The sequence below is a fragment of the Polaribacter sp. Z022 genome, assembly GCF_023555495.1.
Lineage (GTDB): Bacteria > Bacteroidota > Bacteroidia > Flavobacteriales > Flavobacteriaceae > Polaribacter.
On sequence record NZ_JALCZO010000007.1, the window covers coordinates 1 to 19,636 of the forward strand.

Annotated in this window: 16 protein-coding genes; 14 read left to right on the forward strand and 2 right to left on the reverse strand. The window is 29.7% G+C overall.

Features of this window, described 5'->3' with window-relative positions:
• The first annotated feature begins 731 nt into the window (after positions 1–731).
• The 14 genes from MPF13_RS13800 (at position 732) to MPF13_RS13865 (ending at position 17,158) form a co-directional block, all read left to right on the forward strand.
• The gene (locus MPF13_RS13800; protein ID WP_249983346.1) at positions 732–1,115 is read left to right on the forward strand and encodes an HU family DNA-binding protein; all 384 of its coding nucleotides are present in this window, start codon (positions 732–734) and stop codon (positions 1,113–1,115) included.
• A 627-nt stretch (positions 1,116–1,742) separates the two neighbouring features.
• Positions 1,743–2,072, forward strand: coding sequence for a nucleotide pyrophosphohydrolase (locus MPF13_RS13805; protein ID WP_249983347.1), 330 nt, complete (start codon positions 1,743–1,745; stop codon positions 2,070–2,072).
• The gene (locus MPF13_RS13810; RefSeq protein WP_249983348.1) at positions 2,069–4,258 is read left to right on the forward strand and encodes a DNA/RNA helicase domain-containing protein; all 2,190 of its coding nucleotides are present in this window, start codon (positions 2,069–2,071) and stop codon (positions 4,256–4,258) included. The genes MPF13_RS13805 and MPF13_RS13810 overlap by 4 nt, the downstream gene beginning before the upstream one ends.
• Positions 4,259–4,418: 160 nt before the next feature.
• The gene (locus MPF13_RS13815; protein ID WP_249983349.1) at positions 4,419–5,150 is read left to right on the forward strand and encodes a DUF3800 domain-containing protein; all 732 of its coding nucleotides are present in this window, start codon (positions 4,419–4,421) and stop codon (positions 5,148–5,150) included.
• Positions 5,151–5,571: 421 nt separating this feature from the next.
• Positions 5,572–5,874, forward strand: coding sequence for a GIY-YIG nuclease family protein (locus tag MPF13_RS13820; RefSeq protein ID WP_249983350.1), 303 nt, complete (start codon positions 5,572–5,574; stop codon positions 5,872–5,874).
• Between the two features lie 300 nt (positions 5,875–6,174).
• Positions 6,175–7,506 carry a TolC family protein gene (locus MPF13_RS13825; protein ID WP_249983351.1) on the forward strand — a complete coding sequence of 444 codons (1,332 nt, stop codon included), beginning with the start codon at positions 6,175–6,177 and terminating at the stop codon, positions 7,504–7,506.
• A gap of 10 nt (positions 7,507–7,516) precedes the next feature.
• On the forward strand, positions 7,517–8,728 hold the full coding sequence (locus MPF13_RS13830; RefSeq protein WP_249983352.1) for an efflux RND transporter periplasmic adaptor subunit: 1,212 nt from the start codon (positions 7,517–7,519) through the stop codon (positions 8,726–8,728).
• Positions 8,729–8,732: 4 nt separating this feature from the next.
• The gene (locus tag MPF13_RS13835) at positions 8,733–9,476 is read left to right on the forward strand and encodes an ABC transporter ATP-binding protein (protein WP_349666031.1); all 744 of its coding nucleotides are present in this window, start codon (positions 8,733–8,735) and stop codon (positions 9,474–9,476) included.
• Between the two features lie 2 nt (positions 9,477–9,478).
• Positions 9,479–10,699, forward strand: a complete 1,221-nt coding sequence (locus MPF13_RS13840; protein WP_249983354.1) for an ABC transporter permease — start codon at positions 9,479–9,481, stop codon at positions 10,697–10,699.
• A gap of 228 nt (positions 10,700–10,927) precedes the next feature.
• Complete coding sequence (locus MPF13_RS13845) at positions 10,928–13,306, forward strand: TonB-dependent receptor (protein ID WP_249983355.1); 2,379 nt, start codon at positions 10,928–10,930, stop codon at positions 13,304–13,306.
• Between the two features lie 30 nt (positions 13,307–13,336).
• The gene (locus tag MPF13_RS13850) at positions 13,337–14,374 is read left to right on the forward strand and encodes a sensor histidine kinase (protein ID WP_249983356.1); all 1,038 of its coding nucleotides are present in this window, start codon (positions 13,337–13,339) and stop codon (positions 14,372–14,374) included.
• Between the two features lies 1 nt (position 14,375).
• A complete protein-coding gene (locus tag MPF13_RS13855; RefSeq protein WP_249983357.1) occupies positions 14,376–15,104 on the forward strand; it encodes a LytR/AlgR family response regulator transcription factor in 729 nt (242 codons plus the stop codon).
• 130 nt (positions 15,105–15,234) lie between these two features.
• Positions 15,235–15,534, forward strand: a complete 300-nt coding sequence (locus MPF13_RS13860; RefSeq protein WP_249983358.1) for a hypothetical protein — start codon at positions 15,235–15,237, stop codon at positions 15,532–15,534.
• 169 nt (positions 15,535–15,703) lie between these two features.
• On the forward strand, positions 15,704–17,158 hold the full coding sequence (locus MPF13_RS13865; RefSeq protein ID WP_249983359.1) for a DUF3360 family protein: 1,455 nt from the start codon (positions 15,704–15,706) through the stop codon (positions 17,156–17,158).
• A 152-nt stretch (positions 17,159–17,310) separates the two neighbouring features.
• Here MPF13_RS13865 and MPF13_RS13870 read toward each other — a convergent pair whose 3' ends face one another.
• Together MPF13_RS13870 and MPF13_RS13875 are read right to left on the reverse strand one after the other, a co-directional pair.
• Positions 17,311–18,813: a hypothetical protein gene (locus tag MPF13_RS13870; protein WP_249983360.1), complete on the reverse strand. Its 1,503-nt coding sequence runs from the start codon at positions 18,811–18,813 to the stop codon at positions 17,311–17,313.
• A 114-nt stretch (positions 18,814–18,927) separates the two neighbouring features.
• Positions 18,928–19,542, reverse strand: a complete 615-nt coding sequence (locus MPF13_RS13875) for a DEAD/DEAH box helicase (RefSeq protein ID WP_249983361.1) — start codon at positions 19,540–19,542, stop codon at positions 18,928–18,930.
• Between the last annotated feature and the right edge of the window lie 94 nt (positions 19,543–19,636).

Consider the following 19,636-nt stretch of genomic DNA (forward strand, 5'->3'; position numbering starts at 1 on the left):
CACACTGTCAATAATAGATTTCTCAATCGTTCATACTTCACTCATCGAAATGACAGCAACTATTTGTCATTTCGACCTTGTGGAGAAATCTATAATAATATTCAAAACACCATTTGTCATTGCGAGGCACGAAGCAATCTCAATCAAAACAAATACACATTAAACAGACTGCTTCGTCATACTTCCTCGCAGTGACGAATACTAATGTCATTTCGACCTTGTGGAGAAATCTAAAAAAACATCATGAAGTCTATAAACAACACATAATAAGCAGTATATCTTTTTTGTTTATAACCTGGGTATAAATAATCAAAAAATCTATCAACAAAAAAAAGTTGATAAGTTTTTATTATTAAAACAAATAGTTATATAAATAATCTTTATATTTACACCAACAAAAAAGCCTTAGATCTGTTGAGCTAAGACTTTTTGTAAACGGTAACACTAAAAAGTGCTTGTGTTTTTTTCTGCAAATCAAAATTACAATTCTTTTTTAGCTTACCAAAATTTATTTTGTTAAAATAAAGCAGGTTCAACAGACTGCACCCTTTGGTATTAAATGACTTAATTTTTATTGAACTAACTCCTTTAAGTAATACCATTACTTATAGTTCTACTACATTAAAACGTTTGTGGTTGGGCAATGTATTGCAGAGTTTTTAAAACGTGCTAAAAAAGGTGTCTGTATTGCTACCTTTCTAAAGCAATACAAACAAATACCCATATAAAAGATGGCTATTAAATTTAAAACTATAGAGAGGAAAAATCCTCAAGATAGAACATTAGACGCAAAATATTATGCAGCAGTAGTTGCTAATGGAAGCGTAGATTTTGAAACCTTAGCAGAAATGATTTCTGAGCAATCAGCACTTTCGGAAAGTGACTGTTTGGCCTTGTTAAATATTTTAGAAGTTAATATTATAAGAGAGTTAAAACAAGGACGTATTGTACGTCTGGGAAAACTCGGAAACTTTCAAATAAGTTTCAGTTCTAAAGGTTTTGTTACTGAAGAAGAAGTTTCTGCAGAAGCAGTTACCAATACACGTGTATTGTTTAGACCTGCTGTAAAATTAAAAACAATGTTAAAGAACTTAAAGTTTAGTAGAACAACATAGTATTTTACTAGCAGATAGCTTCATTGTGTTTGTAATAACGAACACTTAAAAACCTCAATAACTTCGTGTTATTGAGGTTTTTTTATGCTTAAAACCCACTTTTTTTGCCTTATTGCATACGTAGGCAACTTGTATCGGGTACGTATGCAGTATAAAATGCACACTGATGGAGTACACAGTGCTCCTTAAGGCAATTTACTACTGTCTTTACAAAGATTTTTGCTAGGTCCGAAGCAAAAAAAACGCTGCAAACTAATGAAAAGAAGTATGATTAACAGATAGCCGCGTCCTACGTCCTCGCAATGTCAGTTAAAAAACACCTAATTATCAACAAAACAGAGGAGTTATTAACTAAAAATGACTTATAAAACGCTTATTAAAAAGGGGTAAAAACTAGTAATCTTTCTAAACGTCACTGCGAGGAACGAAGCAGTCTGATAAAGTGTAGAAGCGTTCACCAATAGATTGCTTCATTATGATCGCAATATCTTTTAAATTTCCAATTGTTTTTCTTCTGTAAAAGGCAAAAGTTTGGTACATTTAGTTTTATAAAATTATTTGAAAGAATTTATAAAACTATATTAAAATTATGTTACTAAGTTGTTTTCAAAAAAATAAAATCATCAAATGAGTGATATAAAAACTATTACAGATTTACTTATTAAATTTAGAGATGAAAGAGATTGGAAACAGTTTCATAATTCAAAAGATTTAGCTTTAGCTATTTCTATTGAAGCTTCTGAATTAAATGAATTATTTCTTTGGAAAAAAAATGAAGATGTTGATAAAGATAAATTAAAAGAAGAATTGGCTGACATTCTTTCTTTTGCTTTTCTTTTAGCTGAAAAACACAAACTTGATATACCTACTATTATTAAAGATAAAATAAAACTTAATGGTGAAAAGTATACAGTAGAAAAATCAAAAGGTAGTGCTAAGAAATATAATCAATTATGATAGATAATGTTGCTTTCAAAATAGAAAGTCATAATTTTGATATTTCAAATATTGAAGCATTAGAGAATTATTATGCGAATAATCTTTGGCCATTAGTTTACATATTAAGTGATGAATTAATAAAAGAAGCATATATAGGAGAAACTACTGATACTCCTACCAGATTAAAGACTCATTTAAAAAATAATAATAAAAATAAATTAACTACATTTAGATTAATAAGCAGTAAACAATTTAATAAATCTGCTACTTTAGATATAGAGTCATTACTTATAAAATATTTATCAGGTGATGGTGTATATAAGTTATTGAACGGAAATTTAGGTATTGCTAATCATAATTATTATCAAAAAAATGAAGTTTATGCAAGTATTTTTAAAAAAATATGGAATAATCTAAGGAAAGAAGGTGTTGCTAAACACTCATTAAAACATATTGATAATTCTGATTTATTTAAATACTCTCCTTATAAAAGCTTAACTGAAGAACAAAAAAAAGGCCTCTATTTAATAATTGAAAATTTATTAAACAATAATATTAACAACACTATTATAGAAGGTGGAGCAGGAACAGGAAAAACAATTTTAGCCATTTTTTTATTCAAATTATTAAATTCTGATAATACTGATTTCAATTTTAGAGATTTTGGAAATGAAGAAATTGAGTTAAAATATAAGATAGACAAACTAAAACAAAAATTTCCAAACCCTAAAATTGCTCTAGTTGTACCAATGTCTTCTCTAAGAAATACTTTAAAAAAAGTATTTAAAAATGTAAAGGGTTTAAAAGCAAGCATGGTAATTGGACCTGCTGAACTAGCTAAAACACATTATGATATTATAATAGTAGATGAATCACATAGATTAAGAAGAAGAGTTAATTTGGGTGCTTATTTTGGTGCTTTTGATAAAATAAATGCAAAATTAAATCTTAAAAAGTTTACAGGTAATGAATTAGATTGGGTAATAAAACAAAGTTCAAATTCTATATTATTTTATGATGAAGGTCAATCTATAAAACCATCTGATGTTTTAAAGGAAAATTTTGATAAACTTAAATCTAAAAATGATACAAAAATTGAATTCTTACAGTCTCAATTTAGAGTTAAAGGAGGAAATTCTTATGTTAAATATATTGATGATTTACTAAATTGTAAATTAGATAACCAAGATATTTATATAAATCAGAATTATGAATTTGTTTTATTTGATAATATAGAACTGTTTATTAATGAAATCAAAACTCGAAACCAAGAAGTTGGTTTGGCAAGAATGATTGCTGGATATTCTTGGAAATGGATATCAAATAAAAATAAAAATCTTTTAGATATTGAAATTGAAAATACTAAGTTAAAATGGAATTCTACCAATATTGATTGGGTTAATTCATCTAATGCAATAAATGAAGTAGGATGTATTCACACAACTCAAGGTTATGATTTGAATTATTCAGGAATTATATTCGGTAAAGAAATTTCTTATTCAAAAGAAAAAGATGAAATTATAATATTAGAACAGAATTATTATGATACTAATGGTAAGCAATCGATAAATGACCCTAAAGAATTAAAAGATTTTATAATAAATATTTATAAAACAATTTTATTAAGAGGAATAAAAGGAACTTATGTATATGCTTGTAACAAAGAATTGAGAGATTATTTATCTTCTCATATTATACAACACCAATCCTTTTCAAATAATAAAGATATTGTAAAGTTAAAAATTGAAAACAAACAGTTCGAGAATAGTGTTCCTTATTATGATCTAAAAGTTGCAGCTGGCGATTTTAGTGAATTTCAAACTGTTAACAATAAAAAATGGGTTGAAATACCAAGTTTCATTAGAGCCTCAGAAGATTATTTTGCTTGCTTAGTAATTGGAGAATCTATGAATAAAATAATACCTAACAACTCTATTTGTTTATTTAAAAAATATCGTGGAGGCTCAAGAAATGGAAGAATTGTTTTAGCTCAATCATCTGAAATTCATGATTCTGATTTTGGATCTGGTTATACAATAAAAGAATATCAAAGTACAAAAACTATAAATGATAATTCTTGGACACATAAATCTATAAGTTTAATACCGCTTTCATACGATAATACTTTTGAACCAATTATTCTTTCTGATGATAGTGCAGAAGATTTTAAAATAATTGGTGTTTTTGAAATGGTTTTAAATTAAAAAGGCAAGTATTGGAAATTCAAATAAACCAAATAGACAAAGAAATAGATGCTTTGGTTTATGAATTGTATGGCCTACCAGAAAAATAAATTTATTTGTAGAGAACTCCTAAGTCATTGCGAGTTTACGAAGTAATCTCTTAATAATTGAAAAAGAAAGAATGATACAAAAAGGAGAATATATAATTTATGTAGATGAATCTGGTGATCACGGTTTAAACACAATTGACGAAAATTACCCCATATTTGTGCTTACTTTTTGTTGTTTCTATATTACAGATTATATAAATGAAGCTGTACCTGATTTACAAAAATTTAAGTTTAAATATTTTGGGCACGACCAAGTAATATTGCACGAAACAGATATTCGAAAAAGCAAACGTCCATTTCAATTTTTAAGAACAGATAGAAACTTAAGAAATAATTTTTTGAATGATTTATCTACAATCATAGAAAATACTAACGTTACAATTGTACCAATCGTAATAGATAAAAAAAAGCTGAAAGATAAATATGCACAACCTTTTAACCCTTATCATTTAAGTTTGCGATTAGGCTTAGAAAAATTAAATAGTCTATTAGTTACTAAACAGCAAGCAGGTAAAGAAATATCAATAATTTTTGAAAAAAGAGGTGCTAATGAGGATAAAGATTTAGAACTTGAGTTTTTACGTATTTGTAATAAAAATGAGCAATTTGGTTACAAACAAGTAAATTTTAAAAATATGATTTATCGTTTTTTATTAGCTGATAAAAAATCTAATTCTAGTGGTTTGCAATTGGCAGATTTAACAGCAAGACCTATTGGGTTAAATTACTTAAAACCAATGCAATCTAATAGAGCTTATGAAATTATTAAAGACAAAATATATGGTTATAAATTGTTTCCTTAAAAACAAAATCCTCAGTATAAGACCGAGGAATGTTGCCGACCGGGAAATGCCCAATCCAGTATTTTTAAAAGTTACCTAGGTTAAAAAACCGAGGATTTTGTTGCGGCCCTATGAAAGCAAACGGCTTCAATCGAGTCGACTTAATATTTTTGTATATACAAAATTAGTGAAAATTAAATAAATAATTGCAATTTTAATGCCAAATCATTAAATATGAAAGATTTAAAAGACCAAATTCCAGATTTTCAAACCATAATGTTACCAAATGATGTTAATGTGGAATAATAAGAATAGCATTCGTCACTGCGAAGAATGAAGCAGTTTGTTGGATGGAATATGAGGAGAGTAGGTTATGAGATTGCTTTGTCCTGCGTCCTCGCAATGACGGAAAAAAATTACTCGCAATGACTAAAACAACACTATGAAACCAGGTTTTATATACATACTAACGAATAAGAATAATACTACTTTGTATGTAGGTGTTACCAATAATATCATAACTCGCATACAACAACACAAAGACAACATCAATCCTAAATCATTTACTGCACGATATAACTTACACAAATTGGTGTATTATGAAGCTTTTCAAGAAATAGGTGATGCCATTGCTCGTGAAAAACAGTTAAAAGGTGGTAATAGAGCCCAAAAAGTAGGGTTGATAGAAAGTATCAATCCGAATTGGAAGGATTTGTTTGAAGTAGTGCAGGAGGAGTTTGTGTGAGATTGCTTTGTCCTGCGTCCGCTCAATGACGTAGGAATTTCTACTCAATGACATTAGTCTGGAGAATCACAATAGTATTCGTCACTGCGAAGAATGAAGCAGTCTGTAGGATGAAAAAGGGGAGTGCAGGTTATGAGAGGAGTGCAAATTATGAGATTGCTTCGTGCCTCGCAATGACTAAAAAATCCCATCGATAAAAAAAGCCTTTTGGTATAGCAAACCCCTACAAACGTATATTGTATTTTAATAAGACAAGCAATCGTTACATTTTTGAAGTGTAAAATAAAAACACCTTTAAAAATGAAATATATAATTGTTTTAGCAAGTTTGCTTTTTTGGCAGCAAACCCATGCTCAAAAAACGGAAAACAACGCTACATTGCAAACATGGTCTTTTCAAGATTGTGTAACGCATGCCTTAGAAAACAACATTAGCATTAAAGATGCAGTTTTGTCTAAAAATATAGCATCGGTTACTTATCAAAAATCTAAAGATGCCAAATTACCAAACCTTTTTGGGAGTGCTACACAAAGTTTTTCTAGTGGTAATACCATAGATCCTATTACCAGCGATTTTGTTACAGAGCAAGTTAATAGCACCAATGTAGGTATTACCAGTTCGGTTACTTTGTTTCAAGGAAATCAGTTAAACAATCAAATTACACAAAACAAAATACGTTTTGAGCAAACTAGTTTGTTGGCAGAAGAGGTTAAAAACAACATTGTACTTAACCTATTAGAAAATTACTTACAAGCATTGTTTAGTAAAGAAGACATTGCCATTGCAGAAAACAATTTAAAAGCTACAGAAAAAGAATTAAAAAGAGCCAAAGCTCGTTTGGATGCTGGCGAAATTACCTTAGGCGATTATAGTGAAGTTCAGAGTCAGGCAGCAACAAATAAATACACCATTATTACGGCAAAAAACAACTACCAACAATACATTATTGTTTTAAAACAGTTGTTAGAACTAGATCCTGTAACTGCATTTGATGTTAAACCTTTAAATGAAAGTAAAGATGTTATATCACTATCATTAAATAAGTTAGAGATTTACAAAAAAGCATTAGGATACTTGCCAGAGTTAGCCGCTAGCAACTTAAATATTGCGGCTAATAAAAAAGAAGAAGACATTGCCAAAGGAGCATTTTTACCAATATTATCTTTATCGGGTAGTTTAGGATCTGGGTATACAAGTATTAATAGTAGTTCGTTTACAGACCAGTTAGATTTAAATTTTAATCAACGTTTAGGTCTTACGTTAAGCATTCCAATATTTAACAGGAACGCTACCAAAGCAGCTGTTAAAACAGCCCAATTAAATGTTGAAAAAGCAGAAATAGAAAAGCAAACAACTACTAAAACTATTTATAAAAAAGTAGAAACAGCCTATCAAAATGCAATGTCTGCTCAAGAACAATTGGTAGCAGCACAAGCTGCAAAAGAGGCTGCAGAACAATCGTACACGTTGGCGTTAAAAAAATACGAATTGGGTGCTTTAAATACCACCGATTTTATCATTAGTCAAAACGTATATACCAATGCACAACAAAATTACATTCAGGCAAAATACTTGACACTTTTATATCACCAATTATTACAATTTTACCAAGGGAACACAATTACACTTTAAGAAGAACATCATGAAAAACAAGAAAAAAAGCATCATAGTCATCATTATCATAGCAATACTTGCTGTGGTTGCATATGGAATATTTAAACCAGCAGAAAAAGTACTAATTATACCCAAAACAATTACCGCTAAAAAGGCAAATGTAACCACAATGGTTACTGCTACAGGAACTATAGAACCAATTACCCAAGTAGAGGTAGGAACACAAGTATCTGGTGTGGTAGAAAAAATATATGTAGATTATAACAGTGAGGTAAAAGAAGGGCAATTAATTGCAGAATTGGATAAAACCAATTTAAGAGCTACACATACACAAGCAAAAGCTGCATATGACAATGCTGTGAGTCAAAAAAAATATATGAAAACTATTTTTGACAGACAACAATCGTTATTTAACAACCAAGTGATCAGTCAGTCTGATTATGATACAGCGCTATACAATTACGAAACAGCCAAAGGAACTACTATACAACGTTTGTCTGATTTGCAAAGAGCTAAAACCAATTTAGAATATGCCAATATTTATTCGCCAATAGATGGTGTGGTATTGTCTAGAGCTATTGACGAAGGACAAACAGTTGCAGCTAGTTTAAGTACACCAACCTTGTTTACCATTGCACAAGATTTAAAAGAAATGCAAGTAGAAGCAGATGTTGATGAAGCAGATATAGGTCAGGTAACAGAAGGGCAGCGTGTAGAATTTACAGTAGATGCTTACATAGGAGAAACCTTTAATGGTGTTGTAACTCAAGTACGTTTAGATCCAACAGTTACTTCAAACGTTGTGACTTACACCGTGGTTATAAAAGCAGAAAACGAAGATTTAAAGTTAAAACCAGGTTTAACAGCTACTATTTCAATTTATACATTAGAACTTAATAATGTTTTAACTGCAGAAGCAAAAGCTATAAATTTTAAACCTGAAACTGAAGCTTTAACTACTTATAACACAGATTATAATATGCCAAACAACACAAGTAATACCTCAAAAAATGGGACAACAGTTTGGGTGTTAGGTAAAGATAAAAGTATTACGCCTAAAACAATAACAATAGGAGCTAGTGATGGTGTAAATGTGCAAGTTATAAGTGGAATTAATCAAGGAGATGAGTTAGTATATAGTTTAAAAAACATGTCTGCATCAAAAGCTTTTGGTCCTCCATCAGGATCTAATGAAAGTCCTTTTATGCCAAAACCACCAGGAGCTAACAAGAAAAAATAAAAACATGAGTAAAGAAATTATTAAAATAAACAATTTAAAACGTGAATTTACCATGGGAACCGAAACGGTTCACGCTTTAAAAGGAATATCCTTTTCTATTAAAGAAGGTGAATTTGTAACCATAATGGGATCTAGTGGTTCTGGTAAAAGTACCATGCTAAATATTTTAGGTTGCTTAGATCAACCAACATCTGGATTGTATGAAATAGATGGTGTTAGTGTAAAAGATTTAAGTAGAAATGAATTGGCAACCATAAGAAATGAAAAAATTGGATTCATTTTTCAATCTTATAATTTATTAGCAAGAACCTCTGCTATTGAAAATGTAGAGTTACCATTACTGTATAATAGCAAAGTATCTTCTGAAGAGCGAAGAGAAAGAGCTATAAAAGCACTTGAAATGGTTGGTTTAGGAGAGCGATTACATCATACTCCTGCCCAACTTTCTGGAGGACAACAACAACGTGTAGCCATTGCCAGGTCTTTAGTTAACAACCCTGTAATGATATTAGCAGATGAAGCTACTGGAAATTTAGATACACGTACATCGTATGAAATTATGTCGCTTTTTCAAGAATTGAACAAGCAAGGAATTACCATAACCTTTGTTACTCACGAACCAGATATTGCAACTTTTAGTAGCAGAACAATTATACTAAAAGATGGAAACATTATACAAGATTATGACAATGACAATATAGAATCTGCAGCATCAGAATTAGCAAAATTACCTAAACAAGACCATTAATTATGAGACTATTAAATTTATTTAAAATTGCAACAAAGGCTATTGTGCTTAATAAAACAAGAACCTTGTTAACAATGCTTGGAATTATTATAGGTGTAGCTTCTGTAATTGCTATGCTAGCTATTGGAGAAGGGTCTAAAGAAAGTATTAGAACCACCATTTCTTCTATGGGGTCTAATATGATTACGATACAACCAGGAGCAGATATGAGAGGACCTGCAAGAGGAAGTGGTGGAGATGTGCAGACATTAACACTAAAAAACTACGAAACCATAAAAGAGGAAGCTAGTTTATTAAGCTACATTACACCTGTTGTAAATGGAGGAGGGCAGGTTATTAATGGTTCTAATAACTGGCCAAGTTCTATTTATGGGGTAAATACAGAGTATTTAAATATAAAATCTGTTGGCTTAAAAAGTGGAAGCATGTTTACAGATACAGAAGTTAAATTGGCTTCAAAAGTAGTAGTTATTGGTCAAACAGTTGTAGATAATATATTTCCAGATGGTGAAGAACCTGTAGGAAAAACGATTCGTTTTAATAATATACCGTTTAAAGTTATTGGTGTTTTAGAAGAAAAAGGAGAAAACACCTTTGGGCAAGATCAAGATGATGTGGTAGTAGCACCTTATACAACTGTACAAAAACGTATTTTGGCTATCGATTATTTAAATCAAATTATGGGTTCTGCCATAAGTGAAGATGATGCTCCAGACGCTGTAGATCAAGTCACCGAAATTTTACGTACTCAACACAAAATAATGGACAATGAAGAAGATGATTTTACAGTGCGTTCTATGGAAGAATTGATTTCAACCTTTAGTTCTACTAGTGAGATGCTTACTGTTTTATTGGTAGCAGTGGCAGGTATTTCGTTATTAATTGGAGGTATTGGTATTATGAATATTATGTATGTTTCTGTAAAAGAACGTACCAAAGAAATAGGATTGCGAATGGCTGTTGGCGGTAAAGGTTCTGATATTTTAATGCAGTTTTTAATAGAATCTATTCTAATTAGTGTAACAGGAGGTTTACTTGGAGTTATCTTAGGACTAGGAGCAACCTTTTTTATAGAAAATTTCTTAAATTGGCCTACAAGTGTTGCCTTATATTCTATAGTAGTTTCCTTTGTTGTTTGTGCTGTAACAGGTATCTTTTTTGGATGGTATCCTGCTAGAAAAGCTTCAGCTTTAGATCCAATAACTGCTTTACGTTACGAGTAAAAAACGGATGGATTATAATGCCTACATTAAAATGTTTTTGTAGGCATTTAATAAAAGTTGGTAAGAATTTAGTTGTAAAGTCTTAGAATAACCTAAAGTACAAGAACTTTATATCTATTTTGTTTTAATTCAAGTTATAAAACAAGTGGTAACCTAAGAATTGATAGCGCTTTTTTTATATGAAATAGCAGTATCTTTGTTACTTTACTAAAAGTATAATACATAACCATGTTTTTAAAGAATTTCATAGTAGTTTTCGTTTCTTTTTTATGGTGTAGTAGTTTTATTTCTGCTCAGAATAACAATACCCTTATTACAGGAAAACTGATAGAAGAGGCAACTTTACAACCCATCCCTTTTGCAAGTATCTCTTTAAAAGAAAAAGAGTCTAAAAAACTAATTACAGGAACTACTTCAGATGATAATGGACATTTTAGCCTACAAACCGTAAAAACCAATTTTTATGTAGAAATTAGTTTTATGGGCTTTAAAACCAAAACCATACATACTTTTAACATAACCAATGGTAAAATAGCTTTAGGTACATTAAAATTGACTCCAGATAGTGAGGCGCTTGATGAAGTTGTAATTACAGGAGAAATTTCTAAAACCGAATTTAAATTAGACAAACGCGTTTTTAATGTGGGTGCAGATATTAGTAGTACAGGTGTAAGTGCATTAGAAGTATTGAACAATGTACCTTCTGTAACCGTAAATATTGAGGGAGAAATTAGTTTAAGAGGAAGTACTGGTGTACAGATATTAATTAACGGAAAACCCTCTGTTTTAGCAGACGAGTCTAGCAATGCTTTAGGCACAATAACTGCAGACATGATAGAAAGTATTGAAGTGATTACCAATCCTTCTGCCAAATACGAAGCCTCAGGAACTGCAGGTATTTTAAACATCATTTTAAAGAAAGAAGAAAAAATAGGTTGGAATGGAGCCATTTCTATCAATACAGGAACTCCAGACAATCATAGTTTGGGAGTAAGTTTAAACAGAAGAACCGAAAACTTTAATTTATTTGCACAACTGGGTGCTGGATATCGTTCTTTACCAAGAGATAATGAAGCTCTTAATACAAATTTTACTACTAACGAGGTTGTAGAAAGTAAAGGAACTGAGTACAGAAACGAAACTTTTTTCAACTTAACATTGGGTACAGATTATCATATAAATCCGTTAAATGTGCTTACCTTATCTGGTAATTTTGCTTATGAAATAGAAGAACAGCCTTCTGAAACAAAATTTAATTTTTATGATGCCAACAATAGTTTGGTTTCTAGTTGGTATAGAAATGAAGTTACAGATGCTACCAACCCAAAGTACAGTTATGAACTGAATTATAAAAAACAGTTTAAAAACAATGAAGACCATACTTTATTGGTGAGTACCTTAGGTCGTTTTTTTGGAAAAGATCAATCTTCACAATTTACAAATACCAACATTTCTGGAAGTGATATTGATAACGATCAACAAACAGACACAGATTTTAAACAAGCAGATTATACGTTTAAGATAGATTACACAAACCCTATTTCTGATATATATACCTTAGAAACAGGAGCACAATATGTAATTAATGATGTGGGTAATGATTATGAAGTAAGAAACCTCATTAACAATGTATATACTGTAGATTTTAATTTAACAAACAATTTTGAGTACAATCAAAAAGTATTTGGAATTTATGCAACAGGATCTTATGAAAAAGAAAAATGGGGTATAAAAGCGGGTGTAAGAATAGAAAACACCAATTTAAAAACAGTATTAACCAATACCAACACCACCAACAATCAAAATTTTACAGATGTATTTCCAACCTTGCATTCCTCTTATAAAATAACAGAAGATTTTTCGTTACAAGCAGGATATTCTAAACGTATTTTTAGACCACGATTGTGGGATTTAAATCCGTTTTTTAATATTAAAAACACGTTTAATATTAGAGTTGGAAATCCTAATTTGTTGCCAGAATATACAGATTCTTACGAAATAACTAGTATTTACAAAATTGGTAAAACCTCTTTAAGTTCTAGTTTTTATCATAAGTTTACCAAAGATGTTATAGAACGTGTGGCAACTTTTAATGATAATGTAACCATTACTACACCAGAAAACATTGGTACGAATGCAACTTTTGGTTTTGAAACCAATGGTAAATACAGACCTAACAATTGGCTAACCATTACAGGAGATTTTAATTTTAATTCTTTTAATAGAATAGGAACATTTAATACACAAGTATTTGATTTTAAAGGAAACCAATGGTCATCTCGTTTAGGAACAAAAATAGGATTGCCAGCAGATATTGATGTTGAGTTTACAGGAAATTACCAATCTGGATATGAAACCATACAGAGTAGTGTAATAGGGTTTGCTTTTTTAGATGTAGGAATTCGTAAAAAAATATTTAAAGGAAAAGCTATTCTAAATTTAGGAGTAAGAGATTTGTTTGAGTCTAGAGTTTCAGAACGTTTTACTACACAACCAACTTTTGAATCTTACAGTTTTAATCAGCGTGGTCGTTTTATAACGTTTGGGGTTAGTTATGGATTTGGAAAAGGGGAGGCCATGACCTATTCTGGAGGACGAAGAAGATAAATATTACACAATTAAAAAGAAAAATTAAAAATGCTTAAAACAAAAACAGTATCCATTTTATCTCATTTATTGGTTTGGGTAGTCTTATTTATGATGCCTTATTTACTGTCTTACAGTCAAGAACAAGATATTACACGCGTGTTTATGCACTTTTGGGTACCTATTGTTTTTTTCGTTATCATTTTTTACAGCAATTACTTTCAGTTTATAGATCGTTTTTTATTCACAAATAAAACATTGGTATTTATAGGAATTAATTTACTGATGATTGTGTTTTTCTTGTTTCTAAAAGAATATATAGAAACTACCTTTTTTGCAGAGTTGAATAATCAAAGAGGAAGTTCTGATACTGGTAATAGGCCACCAATAAAGTTGATAATCTATGTACATATGCTCTCTTATTTGGCTCCTTTGTTATTTTCTATTGCCTTAAAAATGACCAAAAGATGGGCTACTACAGAAGCCGAACGTAAAGAAGCAGCCAATGTTAAGTTACAATCAGAGTTACAACATTTGCATTATCAATTGCAGCCTCATTTCTTTTTTAATTCGTTAAACAATATTTATTCTTTGGTAGATATTTCTCCAGAACAAGCAAAATCGTCTATACATAGTTTAAGCAAGTTAATGCGTTATATGTTGTACGAAACTAATTTGGAACAAATTTTACTTTCTAAAGAAATTGATTTTATGACAAAATACATCGAATTAATGAAGTTGAGAGTTTCTGATAAAACCAAGGTTACCTATCAATTTCCTACCCAAGAAACAGGTATTAAAATTGCCCCATTATTGTTTATCTCTTTGATAGAAAACTCTTTTAAACACGGAGTTTCTGCAACCCAAGAAAGCAATATTAAAGTAAGCATGACTACTAATGATAAAGAAGTTTGTTTTACTATAGAAAATAATGATTTTCCTAAAAAAACAACCGATAAAAGTGGTTCTGGTATTGGATTACAAAACTTAGAAAAAAGGTTAAAACTGTTGTATCAAAATGCATATAGCTTTAAAACTATTAAAGAAAACAATAGCTTTAAAGTAGAATTAAACATAGATACCCATTAAAATGAGCAAAATAAATATTACCTGTATTATTGTAGATGATGAGCCAATGGCTTTAAATTTGGTGGAAAGTTATGTAGAAAAAACACCTTTTTTACAATTAAAAAAGAAATGTGGTAGTGCCATAGAAGCATTAGAATATGTAAAAGAAAATCCTATAGATTTGTTGTTTTTAGACATACAAATGCCAGATTTAACTGGTTTGGAGTTTTCTAAAATGTTGCCTAAAGAAACTCGTGTTATTTTTACCACAGCTTTTAATGAATATGCGTTAGAAGGGTTTAAAGTACAAGCCTTAGACTATTTATTAAAACCTTTTGATTATGCAGAATTTTTAGCAGCAGCAAACAAAGCTCATACTTGGTTTGGTTTGATAAAAGGGAATATTGAACAACAAATAACCAAAGAAAAAGATTTTTTGTTTGTAAAATCTGAATACAAACAATTGCGTATAAAATTGGCAGATGTATTGTATTTTGAAGGATTGAAAGACTATATAAAAATTTGGTTAAAAGACAATCCAAAACCTATTTTAACCTTAATGAGCTTAAAAAACTTGCAAGAAGAATTGCCAGAAACACAATTTTTAAGAGTACATCGTTCTTTTATTGTTTCTTTAAAAAACATTGATGTTGTAGAAAGAAGTCAGATTGTAATTAACAAACAACGCATTACAGTTTCTGAACAATACAAGCCTAAATTTTTAGATTTTATACAGAACAACTCTTTGTAAGAAATCGTCATTTTTTTTCATCTATAAGAACCTATTTTAAAAGGGTAAAAAAATGCTGTTTGTCTATTCTATTCTTTAATCTATCTGTGCTGTTTTATTTTTGATATAATTAAAACAAAACAGTAATAATATGAAAAGAATTGTAATTCTTATAGTGTTTACATTAAGCTTCATGAGTTGTAGTAGCTTTAAAAATAGAAATATATCTAACATTACAAAAGCAAGAACATTGTTGTTAAATTGTAATGCAACAACCCCAAAAAATGATATTTCTAAACTATTTAATTTATTAGACATTAATAAAGACCAAACTATTGGTACAACAGAAGCGATTGGTGTAATAGAACAAAATTTTAATAATTTAGATGTAAATAATAATGCAAGTCTAAGTTTAACAGAGTTTTCAGCTTTCTTAAGTTATTTGCAATAACATTATTTCTGATGCTATTTTATCTTTTATTGATGTTAGTAAAAGATAAATAGCTCTTTTTTTTCCACAAAATTGGTAAAACTGATAAATCTCATATTTCTAATTCCATTCCTGATTTATTTTTGCGATGCTTAAACGTTTAAGCAAGTTAAAATAGATCAACCAAACTATGTCAGAACAAAATTCTAAATCGTATAAAGAACAACGAAGGAAGTCGAGTGAATTTGAAAAAAGAGAAGACTATTTAGAACACGAATTGTCTATCATGAAATTTAAAAGATGGAAAGTACACTTACCATTTAGAGATTTTCATGTTGAATTTGAAGATTTAGTACCTGCATTGGCAGCTACTATTGGAAAAGTAGTAATGGTTACAGCAATGGTTGCTGCATTTGCTGCTCAATATGGTTTAACACCAGATTTTGTTGCAGAAAATGTACGTTTCGAATTATTGATAGCAGGAGGTATATTTGTTATCATATTTTCTGCCATTTTAAACCCTAGAGCAAATTTAGCAGGAACTCATGGACCTATGATTCCTTTAATACCCATTATAGCATTAGCAGGAGGACATCCATTAGCATTAGGTATTTTAATAGGTGTTTTTGGACTTATTTTAAGTATTACCAAAGGAGGCTCTAAACTAATGTCTTTAACAGGAGTAGGAGTAAGAGGAGGTTTGCTTATTTATTTAGGAGCAGTTGGTTTAATTTCTCAAATAGCAAAATTTAAAGCTTGGTCTATTAGTACAGGAGAAAGTACAGTTGCCTTTGTAGTAATTGGTATTACCATTTTTATTTATGCATATTTAGCACGTATTAAAAAAAGATGGTTGGCTATTCCTTTATGTTCTGCAATAGCAGGTTTAATTGCTTTTGCAATGGGAGTAGACTTTCAGTTTACTACAGCACCAGGTTTACCTCATATGAATCCTTTTTGGTGGTGGGGAGAAAATACAGGTTGGCAATTAGGATGGCCAGATTTTGGACATTATGTTGCAGTAATTCCGTTTGCAATTTTAGCAGTAGCTATGTGGTCTCCAGATTTTTTAGGACACCGTGTTTTTCAAGAAATGAATTATCCTAAAAAAGCAAAAGATGTTTTAATGGATGTAGATGATACCATGGCAGTATCTTCTATTAGACAAGTAGTAGGAGCCTTTTTAGGAGGAGGTAATATTGCTTCTTCATGGGGTACCTATATGATTCCTGCAGCAATTGCTAAAAGACCAATTCCTGGAGGAGCAATTCTAACAGCAATTTTATGTGTGTTGGCTTCTGTTTTTGGTTATCCAATGGATTTAGCTATGTGGGAGCCTGTATTAAGAGTTGCATTAATAGTGGGTGTGTTTTTACCATTATTAGAAGCAGGAATGCAAATGGTTAAAAAAGAAAACGACTCTTTAAGTGCAGGAACTTGTATTTTTGCTTGTGCACTTGTAAACCCAGTATTTGGTTGGGCTTTAACAATGTTGTTAGACAACTTAGGGTTGATTGGAGATAGAGAAAGAGCCAAAGAATTGAGTTTAAAAGAAAGACTAATAATACCAGGAATTATGTTTTTAATTTGTTCGGTATCATTAGCATTAGCAGGACAGTTACCAGGTATTCCTGGAATTTTTTAAAATAGTTGACAAAGCTTTTTTATAATTTCTTGATTATTCCAATACTGAGTAATATCAGTATATAAAAATGATTTTTTCCATACGAAATCATTTAAGGAATGATCAAGAAATTTGTTTTAAAGCTATTTTAAAAGTTAAAAAGAGTGATTAAGTTATTCTTTACAACTAAGAATCATTAATTGTTTTTTATTGTTAGAATGGTTGTATAGTACAAATTTACCATCTGCATAACTTCCTTTGTAAGGGATGTATTTTGTTTTTCCTTTATTATCTTGAATCTTTTCATGTGTTACTTTTCCGTCTTTGTCATATACAAAAGCATACAAAGCACTAGACTCAAACCATCCTTTAGAAACTTTTAAACGTCCGTCTTTTTTAGCAGTTAAATTTTTACCAGAATTTAGCAATACATACAATTTACCTTTATTTATAAAAGTATTGTAAGAAGGAGCAGTATCTCTTTTAAAAATACTACGTCCCCATTTTAAATTACCAGAAGCGTCTAATTTTGTAATTAAAATATCATCATAATGATACGTAGTAACATACATACCACCATTCATTCCGTTAGAAACATAAACTTGGGTTACATAGAATTCTTCTGCAACTAAATAAGTGTTTCCTTCTTCATCTTCTAAAAGATAATCTAAAGTAAAACTTGTTAATTCTGAATCTTTTTTACTTTTTGCATTTCTATAACCATATAAATCTTCAAAAACTGATAAAGGTAGTTTTTGTTTCTTTTTATTGATGGTTTCTAAACTTGTTTTATCTACCATAAAGGTGCTAACACCTTTAATACCGAATACTTTGTCTTCAGAATAATACCCTAACAAACGCAATTGCTTGTTAACAAAAGACATGCTTAAATTTTTAATGTATTCTTCTTTTTTAAGCTGAATAGCACCCATTTTAACAGTGTCTTTATCTATTTTACAGATTACATAAGAATAATTTGCTTTTGCTTTTTTTCGCTCTCTTTTACCTTTAAAATATTCTTTACCAACATTATAAACAGCACCATTATTGTCTACAACCATATCTGATGAAGTATAATATTTTTCTGTATTATTATAATAGCTTTTTGTATAATTTAAACTTAAATTACTTGCATTATAAACATGTATGTTATAAGAATTAGAGTTCTTTTTTTCTATATCTGTAGCAATTGCAATAAATTTTTTATTTGGTGATATTGAAAAGTTTGTTTGTCTTTTATTACCACCCGAAAAAATTGCACTTTTCTTTTTAACTGTAGTTTCTAATAATGTAACTTTTTCTGAAGTGTTTGAGGTTACATCATAAGTATAACAATGTAGTTTTCTTACTGTTTTAGAAGGGCTTTCTACCATAAAAATACGTAGCATATTGTTATGAAAAAGTTCCCCAACAAAATTCTCTTTTTTATTTAATTTAACGGTCTTAATTTTTTTCCCTTTTGCAGAATTATCAAAGGTTTCAAAAACTAAATAAGATTTACTTTTTCTTGCAATAACGTTTAAATCATTGGCAGTACTGTAAACATTTAAAATATTAGTAGATCTAAATTGATCTCTATACTTTTCACTTTCGTGAATGTTAAAATGCTTGTTTTGAGCAGTTAAACTTACAAAAGAAAGTATAAATAAAAGAAAAGGGATATAAAATAATTTCATGTTATAGTTTTAGAGCTAAAATACATATAAAATGAAATATTTATATTTTTAAAAGTTAAAATATAATTTTAAAGAGCGTATACTATTTTTTAAACTTTTACGCTGTGGTTATTACTATTTAAAGGTTATTTTTCTTGCAAATTGCATAAAATAAGATTCTAAACGCTGTAATGTAGGATTCATTTTTTCAGTATAAATTACATACTGACATTTATGAATACTTTGCGTTATTGCCAATACATCTGCATTTACAGATTTTGTGGCTAAAAAATCTGCATCATCAATACTAAATATTTTTAGTTGAGTTGTGTTTACGCCCTCTAAAAGCAATAATTTAATCATTGTTTTTGGTGTAGAAATTAAAATATCTACTCCTTCAAATATTTCAGATTTTAATAAATCTATATGCTGTTTTTCATCGCAAACATAGACACGTAAAGTAGTATGTCTTGTAAATTTTATAAATGATTCATATAGTTCTAAAGCTTTTTCATTGTTTTCTACCAAAACAACAGCTCTAGCTGCAGTACCAACTTCTTCACACTTTAATTTTTGCATAGTGGTAAGAATCATAGTTGTAGTTTTACCACTATCTTTTGGGGCAGTACAATATAAATTTGCTCCGCTTTTTATTACAGGAATGCTTTTTGTTTGAAAAGGAGTAGGAGCGTTAAAGTTAAACTCAGACAACTTTTCTTTTATATCTGCATGTAGTTTTTTAAAAGCCATAATAATAAAATCTGGGATAAAATGAATTTGAAAATAAAGGCAAATATACAACATAATAGATGTAATTTTAGCAGCATTTCTTTTTCCAATTTTT

Excerpts from the sequence above, each read along its gene's own strand:
- MPF13_RS13800 (WP_249983346.1), top strand. The coding sequence starts at position 732 with ATGGCTATTAAATTTAAAACTATAGAGAGGAAAAATCCTCAAGATAGA.
- MPF13_RS13805 (WP_249983347.1), top strand. The coding sequence starts at position 1,743 with ATGAGTGATATAAAAACTATTACAGATTTACTTATTAAATTTAGAGAT.
- MPF13_RS13810 (WP_249983348.1), top strand. The coding sequence starts at position 2,069 with ATGATAGATAATGTTGCTTTCAAAATAGAAAGTCATAATTTTGATATT.
- MPF13_RS13815 (WP_249983349.1), top strand. The coding sequence starts at position 4,419 with ATGATACAAAAAGGAGAATATATAATTTATGTAGATGAATCTGGTGAT.
- MPF13_RS13820 (WP_249983350.1), top strand. The coding sequence starts at position 5,572 with ATGAAACCAGGTTTTATATACATACTAACGAATAAGAATAATACTACT.
- MPF13_RS13825 (WP_249983351.1), top strand. The coding sequence starts at position 6,175 with ATGAAATATATAATTGTTTTAGCAAGTTTGCTTTTTTGGCAGCAAACC.
- MPF13_RS13830 (WP_249983352.1), top strand. The coding sequence starts at position 7,517 with ATGAAAAACAAGAAAAAAAGCATCATAGTCATCATTATCATAGCAATA.
- MPF13_RS13835 (WP_349666031.1), top strand. The coding sequence starts at position 8,733 with ATGAGTAAAGAAATTATTAAAATAAACAATTTAAAACGTGAATTTACC.
- MPF13_RS13840 (WP_249983354.1), top strand. The coding sequence starts at position 9,479 with ATGAGACTATTAAATTTATTTAAAATTGCAACAAAGGCTATTGTGCTT.
- MPF13_RS13845 (WP_249983355.1), top strand. The coding sequence starts at position 10,928 with ATGTTTTTAAAGAATTTCATAGTAGTTTTCGTTTCTTTTTTATGGTGT.
- MPF13_RS13850 (WP_249983356.1), top strand. The coding sequence starts at position 13,337 with ATGCTTAAAACAAAAACAGTATCCATTTTATCTCATTTATTGGTTTGG.
- MPF13_RS13855 (WP_249983357.1), top strand. The coding sequence starts at position 14,376 with ATGAGCAAAATAAATATTACCTGTATTATTGTAGATGATGAGCCAATG.
- MPF13_RS13860 (WP_249983358.1), top strand. The coding sequence starts at position 15,235 with ATGAAAAGAATTGTAATTCTTATAGTGTTTACATTAAGCTTCATGAGT.
- MPF13_RS13865 (WP_249983359.1), top strand. The coding sequence starts at position 15,704 with ATGTCAGAACAAAATTCTAAATCGTATAAAGAACAACGAAGGAAGTCG.
- MPF13_RS13870 (WP_249983360.1), bottom strand. The coding sequence starts at position 18,813 with ATGAAATTATTTTATATCCCTTTTCTTTTATTTATACTTTCTTTTGTA.
- MPF13_RS13875 (WP_249983361.1), bottom strand. The coding sequence starts at position 19,542 with ATGGCTTTTAAAAAACTACATGCAGATATAAAAGAAAAGTTGTCTGAG.